The 18,107-nt window shown below is 59.8% G+C and carries 19 protein-coding genes; 12 read left to right on the plus strand and 7 right to left on the minus strand.

From position 1 onward, the window contains the following. Nucleotides 1–21 precede the first annotated feature (21 nt). On the minus strand, nucleotides 22–738 hold the full coding sequence (locus ACYQ54_RS06035; protein ID WP_460080247.1) for an MBL fold metallo-hydrolase: 717 nt from the start codon (nucleotides 736–738) through the stop codon (nucleotides 22–24). A gap of 127 nt (nucleotides 739–865) precedes the next feature. On the opposite strand from ACYQ54_RS06035, the gene ACYQ54_RS06040 reads away from it, so the two are divergent. Next, complete coding sequence (locus ACYQ54_RS06040) at nucleotides 866–1,225, plus strand: winged helix-turn-helix transcriptional regulator (protein WP_460080250.1); 360 nt, start codon at nucleotides 866–868, stop codon at nucleotides 1,223–1,225. A gap of 37 nt (nucleotides 1,226–1,262) precedes the next feature. Here the strand turns inward: ACYQ54_RS06040 and ACYQ54_RS06045 are convergent, their stop codons facing one another. After that, nucleotides 1,263–2,393 (minus strand): hypothetical protein, encoded by a 1,131-nt coding sequence (locus ACYQ54_RS06045; protein WP_460080251.1) that lies wholly within the window; start codon nucleotides 2,391–2,393, stop codon nucleotides 1,263–1,265. A 440-nt stretch (nucleotides 2,394–2,833) separates the two neighbouring features. Between ACYQ54_RS06045 and ACYQ54_RS06050 the strand changes: the two genes are divergently transcribed. The 4 genes from ACYQ54_RS06050 to ACYQ54_RS06065 all read left to right on the plus strand — a co-directional run bounded on the left by ACYQ54_RS06050 (nucleotide 2,834) and on the right by ACYQ54_RS06065 (nucleotide 5,718). Then, nucleotides 2,834–3,058: a hypothetical protein gene (locus tag ACYQ54_RS06050; RefSeq protein WP_460080253.1), complete on the plus strand. Its 225-nt coding sequence runs from the start codon at nucleotides 2,834–2,836 to the stop codon at nucleotides 3,056–3,058. A 43-nt stretch (nucleotides 3,059–3,101) separates the two neighbouring features. Then, nucleotides 3,102–3,344: a hypothetical protein gene (locus ACYQ54_RS06055; RefSeq protein WP_460080255.1), complete on the plus strand. Its 243-nt coding sequence runs from the start codon at nucleotides 3,102–3,104 to the stop codon at nucleotides 3,342–3,344. Nucleotides 3,345–3,965: 621 nt separating this feature from the next. After that, nucleotides 3,966–4,376, plus strand: a complete 411-nt coding sequence (locus ACYQ54_RS06060; RefSeq protein ID WP_460080256.1) for a DUF3775 domain-containing protein — start codon at nucleotides 3,966–3,968, stop codon at nucleotides 4,374–4,376. Nucleotides 4,377–4,758: 382 nt separating this feature from the next. Further along, nucleotides 4,759–5,718, plus strand: coding sequence for a heparan-alpha-glucosaminide N-acetyltransferase (locus tag ACYQ54_RS06065; protein WP_460080258.1), 960 nt, complete (start codon nucleotides 4,759–4,761; stop codon nucleotides 5,716–5,718). 28 nt (nucleotides 5,719–5,746) lie between these two features. Here ACYQ54_RS06065 and ACYQ54_RS06070 read toward each other — a convergent pair whose 3' ends face one another. Further along, nucleotides 5,747–6,661, minus strand: a complete 915-nt coding sequence (locus ACYQ54_RS06070; protein ID WP_460080261.1) for a phosphotransferase — start codon at nucleotides 6,659–6,661, stop codon at nucleotides 5,747–5,749. Between the two features lie 43 nt (nucleotides 6,662–6,704). On the opposite strand from ACYQ54_RS06070, the gene ACYQ54_RS06075 reads away from it, so the two are divergent. The 3 genes from ACYQ54_RS06075 to ACYQ54_RS06085 all read left to right on the plus strand — a co-directional run bounded on the left by ACYQ54_RS06075 (nucleotide 6,705) and on the right by ACYQ54_RS06085 (nucleotide 10,570). After that, the gene (locus tag ACYQ54_RS06075; RefSeq protein WP_460080262.1) at nucleotides 6,705–7,004 is read left to right on the plus strand and encodes an Rdx family protein; all 300 of its coding nucleotides are present in this window, start codon (nucleotides 6,705–6,707) and stop codon (nucleotides 7,002–7,004) included. Between the two features lie 116 nt (nucleotides 7,005–7,120). Further along, entirely contained in the window at nucleotides 7,121–7,858 is a 738-nt protein-coding gene (locus tag ACYQ54_RS06080; protein WP_460080264.1) for a substrate-binding periplasmic protein, read from the plus strand. A gap of 189 nt (nucleotides 7,859–8,047) precedes the next feature. Beyond that, a complete protein-coding gene (locus ACYQ54_RS06085) occupies nucleotides 8,048–10,570 on the plus strand; it encodes a methyl-accepting chemotaxis protein (protein WP_460080266.1) in 2,523 nt (840 codons plus the stop codon). A 198-nt stretch (nucleotides 10,571–10,768) separates the two neighbouring features. Here the strand turns inward: ACYQ54_RS06085 and ACYQ54_RS06090 are convergent, their stop codons facing one another. The 3 genes from ACYQ54_RS06090 to ACYQ54_RS06100 form a co-directional block, all read right to left on the minus strand. Further along, nucleotides 10,769–11,149, minus strand: coding sequence for a carboxymuconolactone decarboxylase family protein (locus ACYQ54_RS06090; RefSeq protein WP_460080268.1), 381 nt, complete (start codon nucleotides 11,147–11,149; stop codon nucleotides 10,769–10,771). Beyond that, nucleotides 11,103–11,579, minus strand: coding sequence for a MerR family transcriptional regulator (locus ACYQ54_RS06095; RefSeq protein ID WP_460080269.1), 477 nt, complete (start codon nucleotides 11,577–11,579; stop codon nucleotides 11,103–11,105). The genes ACYQ54_RS06090 and ACYQ54_RS06095 overlap by 47 nt, the downstream gene beginning before the upstream one ends. 202 nt (nucleotides 11,580–11,781) lie before the next feature. Then, entirely contained in the window at nucleotides 11,782–13,356 is a 1,575-nt protein-coding gene (locus ACYQ54_RS06100) for an ABC transporter substrate-binding protein (RefSeq protein WP_460080271.1), read from the minus strand. A gap of 214 nt (nucleotides 13,357–13,570) precedes the next feature. Between ACYQ54_RS06100 and betC the strand changes: the two genes are divergently transcribed. Both betC and ACYQ54_RS06110 read left to right on the plus strand, forming a co-directional pair. Beyond that, a complete protein-coding gene (gene betC / locus ACYQ54_RS06105) occupies nucleotides 13,571–15,088 on the plus strand; it encodes a choline-sulfatase (protein WP_460080272.1) in 1,518 nt (505 codons plus the stop codon). 1,087 nt (nucleotides 15,089–16,175) lie between these two features. Continuing rightward, nucleotides 16,176–16,544, plus strand: coding sequence for a mannan-binding lectin (locus tag ACYQ54_RS06110; protein WP_460080274.1), 369 nt, complete (start codon nucleotides 16,176–16,178; stop codon nucleotides 16,542–16,544). 37 nt (nucleotides 16,545–16,581) lie between these two features. Here ACYQ54_RS06110 and ACYQ54_RS06115 read toward each other — a convergent pair whose 3' ends face one another. Continuing rightward, nucleotides 16,582–16,938 (minus strand): hypothetical protein, encoded by a 357-nt coding sequence (locus ACYQ54_RS06115; RefSeq protein ID WP_460080277.1) that lies wholly within the window; start codon nucleotides 16,936–16,938, stop codon nucleotides 16,582–16,584. 492 nt (nucleotides 16,939–17,430) lie between these two features. Here ACYQ54_RS06115 and ACYQ54_RS06120 point away from each other — a divergent pair, with 492 nt between their 5' ends. Then, nucleotides 17,431–17,694 carry a hypothetical protein gene (locus tag ACYQ54_RS06120; protein ID WP_460080278.1) on the plus strand — a complete coding sequence of 88 codons (264 nt, stop codon included), beginning with the start codon at nucleotides 17,431–17,433 and terminating at the stop codon, nucleotides 17,692–17,694. A 124-nt stretch (nucleotides 17,695–17,818) separates the two neighbouring features. Then, nucleotides 17,819–18,091, plus strand: a complete 273-nt coding sequence (locus tag ACYQ54_RS06125; protein ID WP_460080279.1) for a DUF1344 domain-containing protein — start codon at nucleotides 17,819–17,821, stop codon at nucleotides 18,089–18,091. Nucleotides 18,092–18,107 lie beyond the last annotated feature (16 nt).

Below are 18,107 nucleotides of genomic sequence, written 5' to 3' on the forward strand. Positions count from 1 at the left end.
TCAAGACGGGACCGGGCGTTTTCAGGCCGTTTGCGCCAGTTTGCCGGCGTATCTTTCGATCACCCTGGCATCGAGCGGTCCGCCATGGCCGAGATAGAACCGTTTCGCCCCCTTCGACAGCAGGAATTTCAGCGAACTGGCCACCCGGGCCTGGCTCTCTTCGAAGGGAGGTGGCTTGGGCCGGCCCTTCAATGCGATTCCCCCCAGGAGGATGCCGGATGCCGCCAGATCGCCAGCGATGACCGAGCCGTCTGCAAGCAGAACTGAGAGAGACCCCGGCGTGTGGCCGGGCGTCGGCAATATTTCTCCCGCAAGGCCATAAGCGGACAGATCCAGAGTCTGGTCTGCCGTCAGGAGAATGTCCGGCTCGACCGTCGGAAACGGCCGCTCGATAGCCCCAGTTATCTTGAACAGGTGGCCGAACAGACCGGAGGGGCGCAGCCGCGGAGCCTTGCCCTGGCAATAGGGCAGATCGCCTTCATGCAGAACAATGGGCGCCCCGGACAGTTTCCTGACGCGAGCGGCACTGCCGGCATGATCGATATGGCCATGGGTCACCACGATCAGCTTGAGGTCGGCAAAGGAGCAACCGGCCTTTGACAGAACTTTTCCGATCTTGCGTTCGCTACCCGGCAACCCCGTGTCGACAAGCACTGCACCACCGGCAGAGGTCATCAGAAAGGCATTGACCATGCCGAACGGCAGGATCGGGATGGAGTGGATCTGGATTTCTGACATGTTTGCCGCGGCTCTCTTCCTGGTGATAGGCTGAGCTTTTCCTAGGTGGGCGCGAAAAAGCGTTCAATTAGGCACCTTTTGGTAACCCGGATACGCCTTCGGTCCGGGCAAACCCGCGGAAACTGACATGAGCGAACCGATCGCCCCCCTCTGGCGCCTGCCCGGCACGCAGGAATGCCCGGTCGCCGACACGCTGAAAACCATCGGCGGCAAACACACGCCCAGGGTTCTGCATTGCCTGACCTTGAAGGATCATCATTTTCTGGAACTTCAGCGCACACTGTCGCCGATCAGCCGAAAGGTGCTTGTCCAGGAGCTGCGCCATCTCGAAGACGCCGGACTGGTCGCCCGCACCCAACTGGACGACGCCCGCCGTCGCGTCCGCTACGGCCTGACATCAAAGGGACGGAGCCTGGCTGAAATCCTGGGCCGGATCTTCCTCTGGGCCGTGGAACACCACAACGGGGACGCAGCTTCTGCGGCATAACGCAATCGGGCCGGTCAACCGTGCCCGGGGGTAGCGATCAGCTTCTCGTTTCGAGGATGAGCTTCGGCTCGTCCTTGTCTTCGTCGATGATCGTGCACTTGAAGCGCTTCTTCTTGGTCTGGCCGTTCAGCACCGTGACAGGCACCGACAACGGCACATCCGAGGCGTCTTTCGCAGAGGTCAGCAGGGATGCGTAGTTGCTTGGATGCAGAAGCATTTCGGTGATCGGACGGCTGTCGATTACGTCCGGCGTCAGATGATAGGTCTTCATCGCCGCGTTGTTGGCCGCGATGATCATGCGTGACTTGATGTTGATCACCAGAATGGGTGCGCTGCACGCTTCGAAGACCCTAGCGAAGTCGACGTCTCCGCCGCCGTGGCCAGCCGAAAACAGCACCCCGCCCACAGTTCCGCCGACGCGGAAATACATGGCGTCATATTTCAGTTCGACACTGTCGTTGGAGGCCAGCAGAAATTTGCCCCGCCCGGTCGCGCTGGCCCGGCGTGTCAGGGAAGCCAGCGTCAGGGAGACGATCGTCCGGCCGACGCGGTTCTGGATATGGGCAATGTTCCGCCCCAGGATAAGGCGGGCGTCCTCGATCTGGAATCTCTTCAGGAAACCGTCGCTGGCAAAGCGCACATAGCCGAAATTGTCGACCAACAACACCACGCGCGTCGAGGACGCGACAAAATGCTGGAGGATCGGCGCCAGACCCAGGATGACCCGGCCAGGATTGTTGTCGTTCTCTCCGATGGAGGGAAAACAGATCGCGAGGATCTTGCCATCCGGCAACTCATAGCGATAGGCGACAATCGGAATGCCCGGGATCCGGTGGTCCGGCCCACCGCCGACATCGAACGGTCCCGCCTGCCCTTCCCGGATCGCTCCTTGAACCAGTCGCAGAATGGTTTTTCGATCTTCCGGCGACAGATGGCGCAACGCCTCGTTCGAGGGCGCTTCCTGCAGATCGCGCACTTCACTGTTGAAACTCTGGGAGCCGACTTCATGCCAAAGAATGGTTTTCTTGCTGATGTCGGCAATGAAAAACTGGATACCCGCCAACGATAAAGCCGGTGGCTCCCCGGCCTTTTTGACCGGTGGCTCCGTCGACGTTACTGGATCTGTCGGCTTGTCCACCGTGACGCTCTGCGCTGCGTTGATCGTCATTCCATGCCTGGTCTGTTTGTATCAGTTCTCCCGGTGAGCCAGTATCTTTCCGAAATGCAAACAAACACTAAAACCCCACCGTAAAATCGCTGAGTTATGTCATTTCCTACAGTAACAAAACAAAGAAATACGCATTTAATAGAAGTTTTATTGTTAATTTTACGAAAGCTTAATTTGAAAGATACTGACAGTCTGAACCGTGCTGTCAACGCGTCGGCGCGAAGCGCTGAGCGGAGGGAAAATCGGAGCAGCCGCAGCCGTCCCCGTGCAGAGGCAGGGACGCTGACACCACCTCTTGTGGCCCCCGGGCCGAGTGACAGCAATTAGTTCAAATTTGCCGCAAAATAGTCACGAAAACACACGGCGCAGGTCTAAATCGCGTCCGCGTGACGGCGCAATTTCCAAGGAGATTGGACTCTCCCAAGCGGATGGAGGACCCAATGGCCTACGCAACGACCGAACTGCCGACGAGCAAAACGCAGAACGCAAGCTTCCCACCTGTTTTGCTGTTCATACTGGCTGCGGGCTTGTTGATGCTGATGTCCGCTCTGGAACCATCATTGGTGCTGCCGATGTTTGCGTTCCTGACAATGGCTGGCGTCACCCGTCTGCTGGCTCGTCGTCTGTTTCAGGATCTGACCGGCGCAAATGCGCAGGCAGACTGACAGCAAACAAAGTACAACCGTTCAAACCTGACAGAACTTGACCATGGCACGCGTCGACAACCAGAAATCCAGAAAATCCGCTCCTCTCAAAAGCGATCTGCACGAGGCCCGGCCGCTGTTGCAGGCAATCTTTCTGGGCATGCTGCTGGCAACCGCCCTGGTCGCTGCGGCGGCCATGGCCAATCCGGCCAACACGAATGGTGTCCCGAAGACCGAACCTGTCACCCACACGGCGCCCGGCACCCCTCCGACAAGCATTGGCCATCCCGCCAAGTCGACATTTTGATCGATTGATGCGCCGGGATCCGTCGCGGCGGATCCGAATATCTGATGGCGAGCCGTCTGCCGGCGGGAACCCGGACGCAAGGAAAGCCGAGACCCGGCCCCATGTCTGACACATGAGTGCCGGGCCTCAGTGCCCGGTCCGCCCCCGGAAAACCATGTCTGCCTGTGCTCGTTCCCTGTGGAAACGGTTTCACCACTGAAGACCCCTTTGAGGGCCATTTCCGGCCGATGCATTTGACAATGCCTCAGCCGTTTCCCCGCTTGTCGCTTCCGCTGTTGATCACGGTCAAGGACAGGAGTTCGTTAGTCAGCCAAGTAAAGCAAGATCACTGGCCAACCGCAAGACCGCGCGCGGTTCCTGACCAGCATCGGCCGCAAATTAACCAGCATCTCATGGCACGGCCTTGAATACCGGGGATAACCCGGGAGAGGTTCTTGGTGGACACCCTCGGGCAAAGCCAGGCCCGTGTCTGGGAAGCACCGCCGGCAGCAGCTCGACCGTTTCACCCGCCGGCGGCAATCGCCGCGTCAAAGAACGACCGGAGAGGGATTTCACATGATGACCATTGCCAACAGCCAAAAGTGGATCGATAAAGAAACGAAGGGTTTGTCGGAGGCAGTAATGGACATCGACCTCACACTTTCAGCAGACACGGTCCGCCTGCTCGCACAAAAGGCGCGAACGGTTGCATCGTCACTTCAGGACTCGTTCGAGGACGGTCATGAGGGCGACGTCGAATTCGATGCCGACGCGCTGGAACAAAGCCACGGTCACGACGGTTTGGCGGAGGAGGAAAACGACGACCTTTCCGACGAGGAACTGCGGGAACTGATCGAGGATCTGAACGTGGATGAGGCCGCCGAACTGGTCGCGATCACATGGATCGGCCGTGGTGATTTCGACGCAGAAGACTTCCAGCAGGCCGTCGATGAAGCCCGCGAACGCGCCGTCGGCTCCACGGCAACCTATCTTCTCGGCATGCCGTTGCTGGCCGACCACATGGAAGCCGGTCTCGACGCACTCGACCTCTGACATGCACCGCGAAGGAGCATTTTCTCCAAATCCTCAAGGGCTTCGACAGGTCAAGAAGACCGGATCAATTTTGCCGGTCTCTCCACATCTTGTCGTTTTCCTTGGGAAAACCGGTTAGCAATTGATTTACCATCTTTCCGCTGCCGGACAATTGGCCCACTCTTCCCCCACTTCGTGGTGGGACAAGGGAGTTGAGGGCATGCTGCAAGACCCGGCGAACCAAGACGTTTTTACCGTCCATCGTCCGTCTCCATGGCCATTCGTCGGCGCGATGATCGCTGCGTCGGCCCTGATCACGACACTGGTCGTGGCGTTCAGCAGCTAATCCGTACCGGACCATCCGCGCTTCGCCGGTGCTGGTCATCGTTCAGAGAGTTTCTTCATGCGTTCAACGCGTCTGGCCGTGCTCGATCTTGCCCGCGGTCTCGCTGTTGTCGCCATGGCGATCTACCATTTTTCCTGGGACCTTTCCTGGTTCGCCTATGTCGACTGGCCTGTTGCCCAGGGCACCGGCTGGCGAATGTTCGCCGCGTCGATAGCCGGCAGTTTTCTGTTCCTGGCCGGGGTCAGTCTGGATTTCGCACATCACCGGGGCGTACGATGGCAGGCTTTCTGGCGCCGACTGGCCGTGATCGTTGCCGCGGCGGCTGCCGTGTCGCTCGTAACCTATTTCACCTTTGGCGACACATTTGTCCGGTTCGGCATCCTTCATTCCATTGCCTTGTCCAGCGTGATTGCCCTGCCTTTCACCCGCCTGCCGGCTGTCGTGGCCGCACTGGCTGCCGCACTGGTTTTCTCCTTGCCCCTGTGGGCGGCCTCTTCCGCCTTCGACGGCCAGCTCTGGCTGTGGACCGGGCTCGGCACTCCGGATTTCGCAAGCGTCGACTATGTACCGCTGGCGCCCTGGGCTGGAGTGACGCTGGCAGGCGTCGCCGTCTCGAAGATTTTCCGCACGTTCAACCTGTGGCAGATGCTGTCCGGCCTGACCTTTTCCCATCGCCCGGGCCGTCTGACACGGTTTCTCGGGCGCCATTCCCTGCCGGTCTATCTTCTGCATCAGCCCTTGCTGTTCGGCCTGGTCTGGACAGCAACGCAAGTCGGGCCTGACATGGACCGCTTGGCCAATGCCTTTGTACGCAATTGCACGGTTTCCTGCCAGGGAACAACCGCCACGCCTGAAATCTGCGAGGCGGCTTGCGGTTGCACGCTCGATTATCTCAAAGCGGACGGCATCTGGGACAAGCTTCTGGCGGAGCCGGAAAACCAGTCGCTGCGAGGCCAGATGTCGAACAGGTACAGCCAATGTCTGGCAGATCCCGAGTGGCCGGATCCTCTCGACTGACCTCGCTTTCGCGGCTCTTTCAAACGGCCTAGCTAAGCCGGGACAGATGCAGCAGGGCCCGCTCCCTCCTCTGGTTTGCAAAGGGAAGAAACACGGCCTCGTCACGCCCTGCCACCACCTGCTCCAGCGCCCAGAGTGCCGACACCGCATCGCATTTCGCTTTCATCACGTCGAGCCGCCTGGCGTCGGGCGCCGTGGCACCCGTTGCTTCATAGGCTTGCAGAAACAGACGCTCCTGATCCGCGCTCATCTCGTGCTCCAGCACAGCATAGGCAATATCCCAGGCCGGGTCCGACATGCCTGAAAATTCCCAGTCGATCAGCCACAGCCGTTCAGCCGTTACCAGGCAGTTGCCGGGAGACGGATCGCCATGGCTCGGGACAAACGCGGCGCCAGCGCGATCAGTGCCACCGGTCCCCAGCACCTGCAGTACCTTTTCCAGTCCGGTCATTTCTCCAAGGTGTCGGCCAGATTCCTGCAGCCCTTGCCACTGAACCTGAAGCACCGCATCCGGGTCGAGCCGTCCTTCGAAGTCGGCACCAGACCCATGAAGACAGCCGAGGGCCTGCCCCAGAGCCTGCAAACCGTCCGACACCCCCGAAAGATCGGCAATGCTTCCGGAAACGTCCAACGCGCGCGTCACCAGAATGCCTGAGCCCGGATCACAAAAGACCGGTGGCACGGCGAGGCCGGCTGCCGCGGCCAATGCCATGTTCCGAGCTTCGGCTTTCCTGTCGATGCTGCCTTCGGTTTCCGGGCGGGGAAGCCGCAGAAAGAAGGTGCCCTTCTCCGCTTCCAGCTTGAACACACGGTTGGTCAGCCCGGGGTGGGGTGTGGCCGCCAACGGCGTACCGCAAAGGCGGTGCAGATCCGGATGCCTGTCAAAAGCGTTCGGAATTTCCGGCAAAATGGCGTCTGGCGTGTCAGAGGAAAGCTGTGGCACAAGCAGGAACAATCAAACGAAACAGAGGAGCTGGCCGGACGCCATGACGAACGTCCCATCGCCCCATATCATCATCACCTACTGCCGCCAATGCAATTGGCTGCTGCGCTCCGCATGGATGGCTCAGGAGATCCTGTCCACCTTCTCGGAAGAAACCGGCGCCGTCACCCTTGTTCCCGGCACCGGCGGCATTTTCACGATCGCCTGCGACGGCGCACTTGTCTGGGACAGAAAGACGGATGGCGGCTTTCCGGATGCCAAGGTGCTGAAGCAGCGGCTGCGAGACCAGCTTTGGCCGGAAAAGGACCTTGGCCACAGTGACCGTCCGGACCGGCACAGTTAACACGGCAGGGTTAAACCGAATTACCCTTCTTAAACGCGCGAATATGTATATCATGACCTCGAAAACAAAGCTTCCTGCAAGAATTTTCCAGACAAGGCGCATGAACCGGAGCCTTCATGCACATCAGGTTATCAGCACTATTTCTGGCAATACTGTCACTTGCAGGAACAGGCATCTGTTCTGCCACACATACTGCCAAGCCTGACCTCGCGATCTACACCGAAGACTACAAACCCCTCTATTATCCGGGTGAAGACGGCAACATCATCGGTTCCGTCACCCAACTTGTGCGAAGCCTCGCCGACGAAGCAGGCGTATCGATCGAAATGCACATGCGGCCCTTCAAACGCGGACTGAACGCGGTTGAGAGCAATGCCAACCATTGTTTCATGGCACTGTGGCGCACCAGGGATCGCGAACCGAATTTCACATGGGTCGGCCCTCTGGAAATCGACGGCTATGGTCTTTTTGCGCTGAAAGGCAGCGGTATCGAACTGTCTTCGGTGGAAGACAGCTTCGGCTACGCGACCGGAGCAGTCGGTGGCTGGACCAGCACCAACGAACTTCAGAACGCCGGCCACCCCAATCTGGTTCTGGTGGATGAAGACGGGCTCAACGCAAACATGCTGAAGTCCGGCCATACCAAGCTCTGGCTGGGTGGCCTGGTTTCATCTCCCTATGTCGCCGCGCAACAGGGAGTGGAGATCGAGAACCTGTTCACCCTGCAGACCGTCGAACTCGCGCTGGCCTGCAACAGGCAAACTGACCCCTCGCTTACTAACCGTCTGCAGGCCGTTTTGAATGCGCGTCTTCAAAAGCCCCCTCAAAACAACCCCGAACGTCTGACGCAATAGGCCAATCATCCCGTCTCCTGCCGGAGCCACACCGACACGTTGCCGAACAACGACGAAAATACTTTCCAAAATCCTACCTGCACAACAAGCGCACAAAGCATCGCCTATAATTAATGCAACTCTCCTTTGGGTCTTCTTAAAACTTTCAATTCAAACTGCTTCCGGCAAGACAACGTCCGGAGCTCGAGAATGAAGTTCGTAAACCTTCCTTTCAGGAAGACTGCAGCCCAGGCTTTCCCAACAGGGCACGAGGCCCCCGGACACGCGGCACGGCAACGTCCATTTTTCGACTGGCCGATCAAGACCCAGTTGCAGATCGGTTTTGGCGCCATGCTCTTGTGCGCCATCGGGGTCGGCGCAGGTGGCCTGTTCGCCGGCTCACAAGTCAAAAACTCGGTCACTGTGGCAAAGACAGCCAATGAACTTCTCGGCAGTGTTCCCCGTCTGCTGACCGACGCCCAGACATTCGGTCGGGAGGGCAGCGACCCTGCCGCAGATGCTGTCGTCGCCGTCATCGCCTCGATTTCGCGGGAAAGCCTCAACCTGTCTGAAAGCCAGCCTCAGGCGGCTACGCAACTCGCCACGATTGTCAGCGATCTGGAGACCGGTTTTGCAACACTGCGCGACACGCGGCAGAGCCGCGACATGGCTGCCGCAAACCTCGACACCCTCACCTCCGGACTAGTCGAAACCACCAACAAGGCCTTCGAGGACTACAAGGCCCTTGCCGCCTACAGATCCGCCCTTGCCATCACCAATGAAGGCAAGATGACCAACCTGTCCAACGTCAGTCCGCGGCTCGGCAACATGCGCATCACCACCGTGGTGCTGCCGCAGGAAGTCGAAACCTTTGCCGCCACGCCGGACAAGGCACTGGCGAAGAAGCTGGCTGACCAGGTCGACGCGCTCGAAAAGGACGCCAAGGCGGTTCGCCGCACAGTGAAGACGGACACGATCAAGGACAGCGTCAAGGGTCTGACCAAAAGCTCCAAGGCGTTTGAAAAGCTGCTGAAGGCGCACCTGAAATCTCCGGGCAAGGATGCCTGGGAAAAGAAACTGGGGCCGGCAACCCGGGAGCTGATCACGCTTGCCAACACCATCATCAAGGCCGCCGAAGCGCCGATCGATGAGCTGACGACAGAACTGCGCGACTTCGACAAGGCGAGCGCCGATATCGCGCTACTGTCGAACTATACCCAAAGCGTGGCCCGCAGCGTGCTCGGTGTCCGCAGTGCCTATTCCGACTATCTGAACACATCGTCCCAAAACGCAGCCGATACATTCCAGATGTACTTGGCCGATGCACGCACGGAGCTGAACAATCTTGACACCGTGCGAACCTCTGCCGGCAAGAATACATCCGACAAGGCCCTGACCGATCTTCTGAACGGTCCTCTGAAAGCACTTGTTGCGGCCGGAGCGGACGCCCTGCCGAAACTGGAGGCCACCTTCGTCGAAGTCGTTGCCTCAACGACCGCGCTGCGATCAAGCGAACAATCCTTTGCCGCGGCAGCCGCCTCGCTGACGGATCAGGCGGAAATCATCAGTGCCAACTCGGAGGCGACCGCTCTTGCAAGTGCCGTTGGCGCTCAGACGCAGATCACCGTCACCCTGGGGTTTGCTTTGCTTCTGGGGGTCGCCTTTGTCGTGCTGCTTTCCACCGCCATCATCCGCCCCATTCGGGGCCTGACCGATGCAATGCTCAAGCTGCGGGACGGCGATACCGATCTCGACCTGCCGGCGGCGAACCGCAAGGATGAAATCGGCCATATGGCTCAGGCCGTCGCAACCTTCCGAGACCGGGAAATCGAACGGATGCGGCTGGAAGAAGAAACACTGGCGAGACAGGAAGACGTTCGCCAGCGCCAGGCGACCGTCGATACGCTTGTGGCATCATTCCGTCAGGATATCGAGGAAGCACTCGCCACGGTGACCGGCAACATGCAGCAGCTCGACAACACCGCCGAGCAGCTGTCCGAAATCGCCCGCACGACAACAGGCAAGAGCGAGGACGTCAGCACGGCCTCCAGCCAGGCCAGCCAGAACGTCCAGACCATCGCCGCCGCCACGGAGGAGCTCAGCGCCTCGGTCCAGGAAGTCGGCCGGCAGGTCAACGATACCCTGCAGCGCGTCGAGGAAGTCGCCGGAGCCACACGGACCTCCAACGACCAGATCAGAGGCCTGTCTGCCGCGGCGGAGCGTATCGGCGCCGTCGTTCAGCTAATCCAGGAAATTGCAGAACAAACCAATTTGCTGGCACTCAACGCAACCATTGAAGCCGCGCGCGCCGGAGACGCCGGCCGGGGTTTTGCCGTGGTGGCGTCCGAGGTCAAGTCACTGGCCGGTCAGACCGCCAAGGCGACTGACGAAATCTCCAGCCAGGTGGCCGAAATCCAGCAGGCAACCAGTGGCGCGGTCGATGCGATCAGCGCAATTATGGAAATGATGGAATCGGTCAACGAGACCGCGGCCGCCATGGCAAGTTCCGTCGAGCAGCAGGCCGGCGCCACCGCGGAAATCTCCACCGGTGTCTCCCAGGCAGCTGGCCAGACAGCCAGCGTGTCGGACAACATCGGCGACCTTTCCCGCGGCTCCAGCGAAACCAGCCTGTCGGCCCGTGAAGTGGAAGAAATCACCGGCGCGGCCACCCGGCAGCTTGCCGAAGTGACCACCCGGATCGACCGTTTCCTGCAGGACGTCGCCGCCGCCTGAGTGGGGGCGTTCTCTCTGCTCTCGGTATCATCCCGGCCAAGCAAGGCGCTAGCCGGAATCGGGGGGCCGGGTGTCTCGAAGGGCGCCCGAACGCCCGGCGAATGACAGTGCCCCCGATCCCGGATCGTCGCTACGCTGCGTCCGGGATGACGATGGAGAGGCAGTCAGGCATCTGTTTCGTGAGTGGCATCGCCCCCCTCACGCCGCATCCTGTGCCTCAAACACCTCCCGAGCCGCGTTCAGACCGTTGATGGCTGCCGGCAGGCCGCCGTAGACGGCCATCTGCCAGATTGCCTCGACAATCTCCTTCCGGTCCGCACCGGCGGCAAGCGTATGCTCGATGTTGATCTTCAGTTGCGGCGCCGTCTGACCTCCCAGAACGGTCAGCGCCGCGATGGTGCACAATTGCCGCGTTTTCAGGTCCAGCCCGTCGCGGGCGTAATGCCGGCCGTAAGCCCATTCGATCAGGCTTTCGGCAAATCCGGGTAGAAGATCGTCGTAACGATCGCTGAGTATGGCTTCCAGGTCCGGGTTAAGTTTCTGCGTCAGCGCGCGGCCGCGCTCCAGGGCGGTGCTCATGTTTCGGAGCTTCCTTGCTTGGCGGCGCGCCGTGTTCGGTCCGGGCGCAGCTTTCGAAGGCCGGATCGACGGTCTCTCCCGCCTCCATTCTTCTGTAGAGATCAATCTTATCGTCCAGGACGTCCAGCATCTCGGTCATCCGGGCAATGTCGCCGGCAACCTTGCCCCTGTGCACTTCCAGCAGCTTCCGGCGCTCCGTCAACGAAGCAGCCCCCTTGGTGCGCAGCTCCGCGTAACGCAACCGGTCCTTGATGCCCATGCCGGTCGCTTTCAGCCGGTCCAGGAAGTCGATCCACCTGAGGATCGTCGCATCGTAAACCCGCCGTCCGCCACCGTCCCGCAGGGGGCGTGGCAGAAGGCCGATCTTTTCGTAGTAGCGCAGGGTGTCGGTCGAAAGTCCCGATTTCTCGGCCAGGTCGCCAATTCGCATGTCAGTCTCCGAACGGAACGATTTCCTTCAGTTACCGGTTGGAGCGCACTCCAGGTCAAGCGTCTTTTTCAAAAAAAGCGGCCGGCGGGACTTGCCCGGCCGGCCGTTGGAAAGGCTCCGGATGGAGCGCTTTTAAGGTCGATCCGGCGAGGCGGGTTCCACCGCCTTCGCCTTTACGGATGCAGGAGCCGTCTTGGCTCTGTTAAGCGAACCACCAGCGTTCAACGGCGCGGAAACCGTCCAGGGTCCAGTTGGCGGCAACCTTTTCCGGATGCTGGACCTTTTCGTTGTGCGCCATTACATAGCTGGCGAACATCGGAATAATCACGCCACCATCGGTGCGCACCAGGTTCTGCATTTCGCGGTACATTTCGGCGCGCTTGGTTTCGTCAAGCTCGGAACGTGCCACCTTCAGCAACTGGTTAAATCGCTCGTTCTCCCAGTAGGTATCGTTCCAGGGAGCGCCTGACGCATAGGCCACGGAGAACATCCAGTCTTCCGTCGGACGTCCGCCCCAGTAGACTGCGCAGAACGGTTTTTTCATCCAGACATCCGACCAGTAACCGTCATTCGGCTCGCGTGCCGGCTTGATGTTGATGCCGGCCTGCTTCGCGCTGTTGGAATAAAGCACGGCCGCATCGACGGCACCGCCAAAGGCCGCATCAGCCGCTGACAGGCTGACGTCGAGGGAGTCGAGACCGGCCTGCTTCAGGTAGTATTTCGACTTGTCGGGATCGTAAGTGGTCTGTTCCAGGTCGTCCGCGAAGAAACGGTTGGACGGGCTGATCGGATGATCGTTACCAACCGCCCCGTAGCCGAACAGGATCTTGTCGACCAGTTCCTGGCGATCGACGGCATATTTCAGCGCCATACGAACATTGTTGTCGTTAAACGGCGCCGTGCGCGTGTCCATGGCAAACGTGTAGTGCTGCGTGCCCGTCGTCGAGAGGATCGTGACGTTCGGCGAACGCTTGAACAGGCCGACGGTCTTCAGGTCCACCTGATCGATGACATCGACATTGCCGGTCAGAAGCGCTGACTGACGCGCTGCCGGGTCAACGATGGTCAGCAGCTTGACATCGTCAAAATGCGCCCGGTCGGTCTTCCAGTAGTTCTCGTTCCTGGTCAGTTCGGCAATGACACCCGGCTGGTAGTTGGTCACCTTGTAGGGACCGCAACCGTCGCTGCTGGTCGGATCGATCTTGCCGTCGGAGGATTTCATGATCGGCAAGTGATAGTCGCTGACCACGAACGGGAAGTCGGCATTGCCCGCTTCCAGCGTGAACACGACACTGTCGCCGTCGACGCTGATGTCCTTGATGGGATCGACGAAAGGCTTCGCCGCCGAGGTGCTGTTTTCGCCGCGGTGATAGTTGATCGAGGCCACCACGTCTTCCGGCTTGACCGTGCCGCCCCCGTGATACTCGATTCCCTGTCGGATCTTGAAGGTCCAGACTGTGGCATCGGGAGACGGTTCCCAGCTTTCCGCCACTTCGCCCACCAGGGTACCGTCCGCAGTGATCTCGATGAGGTAGCCATGACGGGATGTGGCGAACACCTGCACGAAGACATTGTCCCAGGTGCCCGGATCATAGTTTTCACTGGTGTTGCCGGCGGCGATGCCGACCCTGAACGTGCCGCCCTTCTTGGGCTGCGCCGCCGCCGGTCCGACTGCGAACTGGCCCGCGAAAGCCGCTGCCCCCAGCGCCGCTGTTCCCTGCAGAATGCTGCGCCGGGAGACCCCGGACTGCAGGATGTGCTTGTTAAGATTTCCCATTTTCATGTCCCCTCTTTTTGATGTCCTCATTATGGAAATGACGCCGCGTGAACGTGTCCGCGCGAAAGAAATCTGCCCTGAACGTCCTTGATCCGGACAGAATTGCCAGACACGAAGACGCCTGTTTTTCATACTATGCCGTTTTTGATTGATCGCTCAATTAAAAAAAAGCTAACACTTGCGACAAGGTCCTCACTCACGGCGGAGAAGCATCATGGGAAAGCGCAAGAACATCCTGATCCTGATGGTCGACCAGTTGAACGGAACCTTGTTTCCGGACGGCCCGGTGGAGTTTCTGCATGCGCCAAACCTGAAGAAACTTGCAGCCCGATCGATTCGCTTCGAGAACACCTATACTGCCTCGCCGCTGTGCGCGCCGGGGCGTGCCAGCTTCATGTCGGGCCAGTTGCCGCGCCGCACGGGCGTTTACGACAACGCCGCCGAATTTGCCTCCGACATTCCGACCTACGCCCATCACCTGCGCCGCGCCGGTTACACCACCTGCCTGTCGGGCAAGATGCATTTCGTCGGTCCGGACCAGATGCACGGCTTCGAGGAGCGTCTGACCACCGACATCTATCCGGCGGATTTCGGCTGGACGCCGGACTACCGCAAGCCGGGCGAGCGCATCGACTGGTGGTATCACAACATGGGCTCGGTCACGGGTGCGGGCGTTGCCGAGATTTCCAACCAGATGGAATATGACGACGATGTCGCCTTCCAGGCCGTGCGCAAGATCCACGACTACGGCCGCGGCAAATACGACAGGCCCTTCTGCCTGACGGTGAGCTTCACCCACCCGCACGACCCTTATGTCGCCCGTCAGAAATACTGGGATCTCTACGAGGATTGCGAGCACCTGCTGCCCGAGGTGCCTGCGATGGACTATGACGACCACGACCCGCACGCAAAACGCATCTTCGATGCCAACGACTGGCGCAAATTCAACATTACGGAAGAAGACATCCGTCGCTCGCGCCGGGCCTATTTCGCCAACATCACCTATCTGGACGACAAGATCGGCGAGATCCTGCATGCGCTCGAGGCCATGGACCTGACCGAGGACACGACCATCCTGTTCGTTTCCGACCATGGCGACATGCTGGGCGAGCGCGGACTGTGGTTCAAGATGAACTTCTTCGAAGGCTCCGCCCGCGTGCCATTGATGGTTGCCGATGCGGATCTTGCTCCCAGGCACATTGCAGATCCGGTCAGCACGCTCGACGTCCTGCCCACCGTCTGCGACCTCGCCGGCATCGACATGAGCGAGATCATGCCCTGGACCGACGGCACCAGCCTGGTACCGCTGGCACAAGGCGAAGCCCGCACCGCACCGGTGCTGATGGAATATGCTGCAGAGGCTTCCTACGCTCCGCTGGTCGGCATCCGTGAAGGCGACTGGAAATACATCCATTGCGAACTCGATCCACCGCTACTCTTCAACGTGACGGACGACCCGCATGAGCTGACCAACCTCGCCGCCGATCCCGCCCATGCCGCAACCGCCGTGCATTTTGCCGAAATCGCCGGAAAACAGTGGGACATGGCCGCCTTCGACGCCGAAGTCCGCCAATCCCAGGCCCGCCGCTGGATCGTCTACGAAGCCCTGCGCAACGGCGCCTATTTCCCCTGGGATTACCAGCCCCTGCAAAAAGCTTCCGAACGCTACATGCGCAACCACATGGACCTGAATGTGGTCGAGGACAGCCAAAGGTATCCAAGGGGGGAGTGAAGCCCCGTTTACTTCCTGAACCGGCTGGCTTCCCGTTGTCATCCCCGCGCAGGCGGGGATCCGGTACGCCTCTAACCGCTTGTGTTTCCACTTCCCAGCGACACGGAGTACGGGATCCCGGTCCTGGCTGCGCCAAACCGGGATGACAATGCTGAGCGAGACAGCACCGCCCGCCTTTAAGCCCCATGGCCCACCACACTCTCCTCGTCATCCCCGCCAAGGCGGGGATCCAGTAATCCTCTGACCTCGCGAGTGTCCATTTACCGGCTCCAAGGGGTACTGGATCCCGGTCTTGGCTGCGCCAAACCGGGATGACAATGCTCAGTGTGGCGGCCACGCCTGCCTCTGTTCCCCAGAGCTCACCGCACCCTCCTTGTCATCCCCGCGCAGGCGGGGATCCAGTAATCCTCTGACCTCGCGAATGTCCATTTACCGGCTCCAAGGGGAACTGGATCCCGGTCCTGGCTGCGCCAAACCGGGATGACAATGCTCAGCGAGACAGCCCCACACGCCTTTAAGCCCCATGGCCCACCACACCCTCCTTGTCATCCCCGCGAAGGCGGGGATCCAGTAATCCTCTGACCTCGCGAATGTCCATTTACCGGCTCCAAGGGGAACTGGATCCCGGTCCTGGCTGCGCCAAACCGGGATGACAATGCTCAGCGAGACAGCCCCACACGCCTTTAAGCCCCATGGCCCACCACACCCTCCTTGTCATCCCCGCGAAGGCGGGGATCCAGTAATCCTCTGACCTCGCGAGTGTCCATTTACCGGCTCCAAGGGGTACTGGATCCCGGTCTTGGCTACGCCAAACCGGGATGACATTGCTGAGCGAGACAGCCCAGTCCGCCTTTAAGCCCCATAGCCCACCACCCCTCCTTGTCGTCCCCGCGAAGGCAAGGATCCAGTAATCCTCTGACCTAAAAATTTTCCAGATACCGCCCCACGGACACCGCGATCCCCGATCCTGGCCCTGCCGAAGCAGGGGCCACACCGTGCGAGAAACCAGTTCACACAGAACTTCCCGGTCGACACACGGCGAGAGGTAATGGAAGCTCTGGCGGATCGATTGTCTACGGAGGTCCCGATGCGATTGCCGAAGCTGCTCACAGCGCTCTTCTTCCTGCTCATTGCACTTCCCGCCAGCGCACAGACCTACAACGTCGAGGCCGGGCCGATCTGGAACAATGGTGACGCGCAGGCGAAATGTCCGCGTGTCTGCGGCGGGCTGGGAGCGCGCTGGAACGGGCAGTGGCATACGACGGTGCAGGGGCAGATGTCGGTCTGTGCGTGTGAGAAGGCCAGCCCGGGACGTGAAATCCAGGCCGGGCCGATCTGGAACAACGCTGATGCGCAGGGCAAATGCCCCGGTATCTGCTTTGGCAACGGTCTCAGCTGGAGTGGCCAGTGGCGCACCACCGTGCAGGGCCGCATGTCCGTATGTGAGTGCCGCTAGTCAGCCTCTGGGCAGGCAGATGTGAACGAGTCGAGGGCTACTTGGTGCAACCGTTGACGTCGGCAGCGCAGTAGAACCCTTCCGAGGAATTGCCGCAGCAATAAAGGAAACCGGGCGAGTCACAGTAGTATTCGGACGATCCGCAACGGCCGGCGACTTGCATCAACGGGCCCTTGTCCGTCGAAGATCCCGGAAGGTTCACAGCGCCCGACAGGCGCGGCGACATGTTGGGCATCGGCGGCACTTCAAGTCCGCCGTCCAGGCTTGCAAGAATAACCTTCGCTACAGCCAGATCCGGTTGATGCGTCAGGTCAAGCGGGTCAGCGCCAGCCGGGGAAACCGCGTAAAACATGCCCGTTATCAGCGTAACTTCAACAATAGCTCTCAGTCTCATCTTTCGCCTCCTCCGCGCAAGATGCAGCTTGTCTGCTTGTGATCTGGTGGAACCGATTATAGCACGGTGGAGCCATTCCGAATATTCAGCAAACTACGCAGCACGCAAAAGATTTACAAAGCGAAACAACAGCCTCACGTGGGCGCATCGGTCCGTAAGGGCGTTATGTCTGGCGTGTTTGCCTGCAGCTTAGACGCACCTGAAGACAGCGGAAAATTCGCTGAAAAAACACTGAAAGGCCTTCCTGAAATCCGGCTGAAAAATATTTTCGCTCCCCGGTTTCCGGACAAATTTCCGCCGTAATCCGGGCGCTGAATCCGGGTCAGCAGGGTTAAGCGCGTCCCGCGTAAGCCACTCACCAGGCAGTGTTTCTGGTTTTTCCAGGCATGAGATGGATAGAGAACCCAAGCCGTCATGACACCGGTCACAAACCGTCATGACCGCGACACCACTGCACCTTCAAACATCTCTGTCCTTGAAAGGATATCTGCAATGGCCATTCGCGGCTTTGTCCTTGGTGCTGCCTTCCTTGCTGCTGGCCTTGTGCCCGCAGTTGCCGACAGCGTGACTGCTTCGGTCTCTACCTGGAATCCGACAACCCGTACGCTTGTCCTGAGCGACAAGACACAGTTCCAGACAATTTCCAGCTCCGTCGCTGTGCCGGACACCCTGGCTGCGGGAAAGACCGTCACCATTCTCTACAACGGCTCGGAAAACGGCGTCGACTCGATCCTCTCCATAGAGGTTCAGCCCTGAGCCAGTGACCTTCCACCGCGACGACCACTTACCTCGCTCTGCCGGTGTGTCACTCTTGCTATTCAGGATCCGCTACGCCCCCGAACCCGGATCCTGACGCCCCTTTTTGTACATGGAGACGTGAATGCCAAAATGGCTCATCGCGATTGCGACGGTGCCGTTGTTGCTGACTTTGCCCCCGCACAGCCTTCGGTCCGCGCTCGCAGATGAAATCGCAGGTACGATCCTGTCCATCGATCCCTTCAATGGCCTGTTTTCCCTTGAAGACGGGTCCAGGTTCCATCTGACCGATAGCCACAGTTCGCAAGATCTGATGATCGGATCGGAAGTCCTGATCACCTTCACGACAACGGTGTCCGGCGACCGCCTGGTGACCGCACTTCAAGTCGTGAACTGAACTGCCCGGCATCACG

It is taken from the genome of Roseibium sp. LAB1 (assembly GCF_054658235.1).

Bases quoted from the DNA above. Each gene is read 5' to 3' on its own strand.
- ACYQ54_RS06035 (WP_460080247.1), bottom strand. From the start codon at position 738: ATGTCAGAAATCCAGATCCACTCCATCCCGATCCTGCCGTTCGGCATG.
- ACYQ54_RS06040 (WP_460080250.1), top strand. From the start codon at position 866: ATGAGCGAACCGATCGCCCCCCTCTGGCGCCTGCCCGGCACGCAGGAA.
- ACYQ54_RS06045 (WP_460080251.1), bottom strand. From the start codon at position 2,393: ATGACGATCAACGCAGCGCAGAGCGTCACGGTGGACAAGCCGACAGAT.
- ACYQ54_RS06050 (WP_460080253.1), top strand. From the start codon at position 2,834: ATGGCCTACGCAACGACCGAACTGCCGACGAGCAAAACGCAGAACGCA.
- ACYQ54_RS06055 (WP_460080255.1), top strand. From the start codon at position 3,102: ATGGCACGCGTCGACAACCAGAAATCCAGAAAATCCGCTCCTCTCAAA.
- ACYQ54_RS06060 (WP_460080256.1), top strand. From the start codon at position 3,966: ATGGACATCGACCTCACACTTTCAGCAGACACGGTCCGCCTGCTCGCA.
- ACYQ54_RS06065 (WP_460080258.1), top strand. From the start codon at position 4,759: ATGCGTTCAACGCGTCTGGCCGTGCTCGATCTTGCCCGCGGTCTCGCT.
- ACYQ54_RS06075 (WP_460080262.1), top strand. From the start codon at position 6,705: ATGACGAACGTCCCATCGCCCCATATCATCATCACCTACTGCCGCCAA.
- ACYQ54_RS06080 (WP_460080264.1), top strand. From the start codon at position 7,121: ATGCACATCAGGTTATCAGCACTATTTCTGGCAATACTGTCACTTGCA.
- ACYQ54_RS06085 (WP_460080266.1), top strand. From the start codon at position 8,048: ATGAAGTTCGTAAACCTTCCTTTCAGGAAGACTGCAGCCCAGGCTTTC.
- ACYQ54_RS06090 (WP_460080268.1), bottom strand. From the start codon at position 11,149: ATGAGCACCGCCCTGGAGCGCGGCCGCGCGCTGACGCAGAAACTTAAC.
- ACYQ54_RS06095 (WP_460080269.1), bottom strand. From the start codon at position 11,579: ATGCGAATTGGCGACCTGGCCGAGAAATCGGGACTTTCGACCGACACC.
- ACYQ54_RS06100 (WP_460080271.1), bottom strand. From the start codon at position 13,356: ATGGGAAATCTTAACAAGCACATCCTGCAGTCCGGGGTCTCCCGGCGC.
- betC (WP_460080272.1), top strand. From the start codon at position 13,571: ATGGGAAAGCGCAAGAACATCCTGATCCTGATGGTCGACCAGTTGAAC.
- ACYQ54_RS06110 (WP_460080274.1), top strand. From the start codon at position 16,176: ATGCGATTGCCGAAGCTGCTCACAGCGCTCTTCTTCCTGCTCATTGCA.
- ACYQ54_RS06115 (WP_460080277.1), bottom strand. From the start codon at position 16,938: ATGAGACTGAGAGCTATTGTTGAAGTTACGCTGATAACGGGCATGTTT.
- ACYQ54_RS06120 (WP_460080278.1), top strand. From the start codon at position 17,431: ATGGCCATTCGCGGCTTTGTCCTTGGTGCTGCCTTCCTTGCTGCTGGC.
- ACYQ54_RS06125 (WP_460080279.1), top strand. From the start codon at position 17,819: ATGCCAAAATGGCTCATCGCGATTGCGACGGTGCCGTTGTTGCTGACT.